We start from the raw sequence: 4,996 nt of genomic DNA on the forward strand, positions 1-4,996 counted from the left end.
ATGTTTAATTCTTATCAACTTTTTTCACAGAAAAATAAGGACACCGACGTACAGAGAAACAAGATGCCTCCGTGAAGGGATAATAACCATAACGCAGAAGCCTGGAGCATCGCTGTTATTCACGAGAAAATAGACGTAATCGCAGAAAATTACAGAGAGGCTATGGAATCGTTCACAAACAGAGTCGTGAGAGAACTTGGTGACAGAATAGATGCCAATATCCTCTACGGCTCCGCGGCAAGAAATATGGCGAATGAGAATTCCGACATAGATGTCCTAATAATTACAGATCATATGATGTTCTACTCTCATTTCTCTATTACAACTCTGCCAGATTCAACGCTTACCGCGGATCTCTCTTTTCTTGAGATTTATGAGTTCCCTCGCAGAAAGCTTTTTATTTGTTAACGATCAATCATTTAAAGGTGTTTGAGCTATGAGAAATAAAAAACTGGCAGTTTTGCCTGTAGCAGCTCTGATATTAATTGCTGGAGTTACCATTTCAACAGCTGAAACCGATAACGTTCGGGTTATAATCAAAGTAGACGAAAAATTTGACGAAAGCGTGATTTTAGCAAACGGCGGGAAAGTTTTAGCAAGGGGAAAGATCTTTCCGATAATCGTGGCTGAGTTGCCCGACAAAGCTGTAGAGAAATTGGCGAAAGCGAAGGGAGTTGTAAGAGTTGAAAAGGACGCAATTGTTGAAGTTTTTAAAGGAAAGCCTCCGTCACCTCCAGGGAAAAATAAGGATAAATCCACTCAACCCCCTCAAGAAATTCCCTGGGGAATAGACAGAATTAACGCCACTGAGGCTTGGATTATAAGCAACGGCTCAGCCAATGGAGTTATTGAGGTTGCGGTTATCGATACCGGAATTGATAGAGATCACCCGGATCTTGAAAACAATCTTGCTTGGGGAGTTAGCGTGCTCAACGGAAGAATATCGACAAAACCTAACGCTTATCAAGACAGGAACGGACACGGAACGCACGTAGCTGGAATTGTTGCGGCTATCAACAACGAAATCGGTGTTGTCGGTGTTGCTCCCGCTGTAGAGATTTACGCTATAAAAGCTCTTGGGAACGATGGGAGCGGATGGGTGAGCGACATAATACTGGGAATTGAACAAGCCCTCCTTGGACCGGACGGCGTACTTGATAAAGATGGTGATGGGGTTATCGCTGGAGATCCAGAGGATGATGCGGCTGAAGTTATAAGCATGAGTTTCGGCTCATCTTCGGACGTTACCTCGCTGCATGAAGCTATAATCGAAGCTTACAGCTACGGAGTTGTTCTTGTGGCAGCTTCAGGCAATGAAGGAGCTTCAACTCCAAGCTATCCAGCAGCTTACGAAGAGGTTATAGCTGTCGGTGCAACCAATATGAGCGACGCTGTTCCAAGCTGGAGCAATCGTGGAGTTGAACTTTCAGCTCCTGGAGTTGATATTCTAAGCACTTATCCGGATGATAGCTATGCAACCCTCAGCGGCACTTCTATGGCTTGTCCTCATGTTAGCGGAGTTGCGGCGTTAATCCAAGCAGCGTACTATAACAAATACGGTACGATACTTCCGGTAGGTAGTTTCAGCGACGCAAGCAACTCAACAGTTAGAGGAATTCTCCACATCACAGCGGAAGATTTAGGAAATGAAGGCTACGATGCTGAATACGGTTACGGGATTGTAAGGGCTGATTTGGCTTTAAAAGAGATAAGTTAACAACCGTTTTTTATTCCATTTTATTTAACGAACCAATTATTAACCCTAAGCGAAGATACTTTTATCATGGAAATCAAGTTCGCTAAAATGCACGGAAACGGGAACGATTTCGTTATCATCGATGAGTTTCAGGGAGAAGTTGTTAAGGAGGAAGAAAAACCGAAATTCGTGAGGGCTATAGCTCACAGAAATTTTGGAATCGGTGCTGACGGAGTGATATTCGTTCAGAAGTCGAGAGTTGCCGACGCTAAGTTCAGGTATTTCAACAGCGATGGAAGCGAAGCAGAGATGTGCGGAAATGGCATAAGGTGCTTTTCGAGGTATGTAGTCGAAGAAGGCTATGCCAAATCGCCAGTAAAAGTCGAAACCCTTGTTGGAATCTACGAGTTGGATGTTGCAAGGAATGAGGAAGGGTGGTGGGTGAAAGTTGACATGGGCACTCCGAAGTTCGATAGGAGAGAGATTCCAGCAAGAGAGGAAGTCTGGGGGAAAAAGGTGAAAGTCGATAACAGAGGCTTTGAGATTTACGCTGTCAATACTGGCGTACCTCACGCTGTTGTTTTCGTGGAAGATTTCGATTTTGATGTTGTTAAAGTTGGAAGAGCAATAAGAATGAGCGAGCTTTTTCCAGAAGGTGTTAACGTGAACTTCGTCAAGAGGGAAGGAAAAGATGCGTTCTTCGTCAGAACTTACGAGAGGGGAGTCGAAAACGAAACGTTAAGCTGTGGAACTGGAAGCGTGGCTGTTGCTGCGGTTGTGAGAAAGCTGGGGTTTGCTGATGATAAAGTGGTAATTTTAACGAGGGGAGGAAAGCTTTTCGTCGAGTTTGAAGGAGAGAGGGCTTACCTTATAGGAGGGGCTGCGAGAATCGCAGAAGGAAAAATTAGGGCTGAGGAGCTAAATTATGAGGTTTAGAAACCGTCTTTGCCTGTCTGCGATGGCCGGTATAAACAACTCAGATTTCGTTAAAAGATTTAAAGTCGGCTTAGCAATTCTCGGCGGATTTAACGCCGATAAAAAGGCGAATGAAGCAGCGATCAAATCTTTGAAGAGGGGAAGAAGGGAATTCATCTTTGAAAACCCGATTGAAGATATAGAGAAAGAAATAGTTTCGGCTCTCGACTCCTACGGAAGAATTGCCGTAAACGTCAGAGCATCTTCAATTGACAGTTACGTCAACGTAGCGAAAATTTGCAGCGAGTATGATGTTATCCTTGAGATAAATGCCCACTGCAGGCAGCCAGAGTTTCTGGAGATTGGAGCCGGACAATCTTTGCTCTTCAACCAAGAAAAGCTTTTGAACATAGTAGAGAGCTGTTCTAAGTACTGCGAAGTTTCCGTTAAGATAAGAGGTGGGTTGAACATCGATTATTCGTCTCTCTCGAAAAGGCTTTTCTCTTCGGCTTTTATTCTTCACGTTGACGCTATGATTCCGGGGGGCGGAGCGGACTACAGCCTTATCAAAGAAATTTCCGCTCTTGGAAACGTAATCGGAAACAATTCGGTGAAAGATATTAATACCGCGAGGAAGATGGTTGAAAGTGGAGCAAAGCTCGTTTCCCTTGCGAGGGCAGTGATAAAAAATGAGAGAATATTTGACGAACTTCTTGAAGACGATATTCTCTCCTCACCGATTGAGGTGATCTGATGGAACTGGTTAAGGAGATAGCTGAGGAGATCAAGACCTCTTACCTCGACTATGCGATGAGTGTAATAGTAGGAAGAGCCTTGCCGGATGTAAGAGACGGATTGAAGCCAGTTCAGAGAAGAATTCTCTACTCAATGTACGAAATGGGACTTTTTAGCAACAGAAATTACAGAAAGTCAGCAAGAATTGTTGGAGATGTGTTGGGTAAGTATCACCCCCATGGAGATGCTGCGGTCTATGAAGCCTTGGTTAGAATGGCTCAAGACTTCAACATGAGGTATCCGCTTATTGATGGACAAGGCAACTTTGGAAGCATCGACGGAGATGAACCAGCGGCGATGCGTTACACCGAGGCAAGGCTGACGAAGATAGCGGAAGAGATGTTGAGGGACATCGATAAAGATACCGTCGACTTCGTTCCGAACTTCGATAACACGTTGAAAGAACCTTCGGTTTTGCCGTCAGCCTTTCCGAATCTGCTTGCTAACGGATCAAGTGGAATTGCTGTGGGGATGGCAACGAACATCCCACCGCACAATTTGAGGGAGATCTGCGACGCCATTATCGAATACATCAGAAATCCTGATGTTACCGTCAGAGAGCTAATGAAGCACGTGAAAGGTCCGGATTTTCCAACTGGTGGAATAATAGTCGGAGTGGATGGGATAATAAAGGCTTACGAGACTGGAAGAGGGAGAATAATTCTGCGAGGAAAGGTTGAGTTTGAGGACAATGCGATAATAATCAAAGAAGTTCCCTACACAGTAAGAAAGTCTTTAATCGTTGAGAAAATCGCAAATCTCGTGAAAGAGGGAAAGCTTGAGGAAGTAAAAGCCGTCAGAGACGAATCTGATAGGGAGGGAATAAGAGTTGTCGTTGAGTTAAAAAGTGGGGTTGACAAAAACCTCGTTCTCAAAAAACTCTACCTCTACACCCCCCTCCAAATAACCTACAGCATAATGCTTTTGGCATTAGTAAACACTCAGCCGAAGGTCTTAACCCTAAAAGATCTCATCGCTGAATACGTCAATCACAGAAGGGAAGTTGTCAGGAGGAGAACGACTTACGAACTTGAAAAGGCTGAAGAGAGAATTCACGTTCTTGAAGGTTTCAAGATAGTCATATCCAATCTGGACGAAGCAATATCTCTCATAAGATCCTCCAAATCACCTTCGGAAGCGAAAGAGAGACTAATCAGCAGGTTTTCTCTCTCGGAAAAGCAAGCCGATGCGGTTCTGCAAATGAGATTGCAAAAGCTAACTTCTATGGAGATAGAGGGCATACTGAAAGAGTACGAGGAGCTCGATAAGAAAATACGGGAGCTCAAAAGCATACTCGCTTCTCAGGAAAAAATGGACGAGATAATAATTAAGGAACTCGAAGAAATAAAGAAAAACTACGGAGACGAGAGGAGAACTAAGATAGTCGAGAAATACGAGGAGATAACGGAAGTGGACACAATAAAAGATGAGAACAACGTTCTGATAATCACTAAAGACGGGTTTGCTAAGAGGCTCGACGAAAGTGACTTCAGAGTTCAAAGGAGAGGTGGTGTTGGCATTTCCGGAATTTCCCTGAGGGATGGCGATTACGCTGCCTACATAGTTAAAGTCAGGTCTCTCGATAGAATA

5 protein-coding genes are annotated in these 4,996 nt (G+C 44.1%); all 5 read left to right on the plus strand.

Annotated features, from left to right (window positions below):
* Window positions 1-162 precede the first annotated feature (162 nt).
* Entirely contained in the window at window positions 163-408 is a 246-nt protein-coding gene (locus F7C14_RS11090) for a nucleotidyltransferase domain-containing protein (protein ID WP_367114327.1), read from the plus strand.
* 28 nt (window positions 409-436) lie between these two features.
* A complete protein-coding gene (locus tag F7C14_RS03920; RefSeq protein WP_290900135.1) occupies window positions 437-1,717 on the plus strand; it encodes a S8 family peptidase in 1,281 nt (426 codons plus the stop codon).
* Window positions 1,718-1,783: 66 nt separating this feature from the next.
* Complete coding sequence (dapF, locus tag F7C14_RS03925; RefSeq protein WP_290900137.1) at window positions 1,784-2,632, plus strand: diaminopimelate epimerase; 849 nt, start codon at window positions 1,784-1,786, stop codon at window positions 2,630-2,632.
* Window positions 2,622-3,365, plus strand: coding sequence for an MJ0144 family RNA dihydrouridine synthase-like protein (locus F7C14_RS03930; RefSeq protein ID WP_290900139.1), 744 nt, complete (start codon window positions 2,622-2,624; stop codon window positions 3,363-3,365). Before dapF ends, F7C14_RS03930 begins: the two co-directional genes overlap by 11 nt.
* Window positions 3,365-4,996: DNA topoisomerase (ATP-hydrolyzing) subunit A (locus F7C14_RS03935; protein ID WP_290900140.1), on the plus strand; the 1,632-nt coding region annotated here is incomplete at its 3' end. The genes F7C14_RS03930 and F7C14_RS03935, both read left to right, overlap by 1 nt.

This window comes from Ferroglobus sp. (assembly GCF_015521575.1).
Classification (GTDB): Archaea; Halobacteriota; Archaeoglobi; order Archaeoglobales; family Archaeoglobaceae; genus Ferroglobus.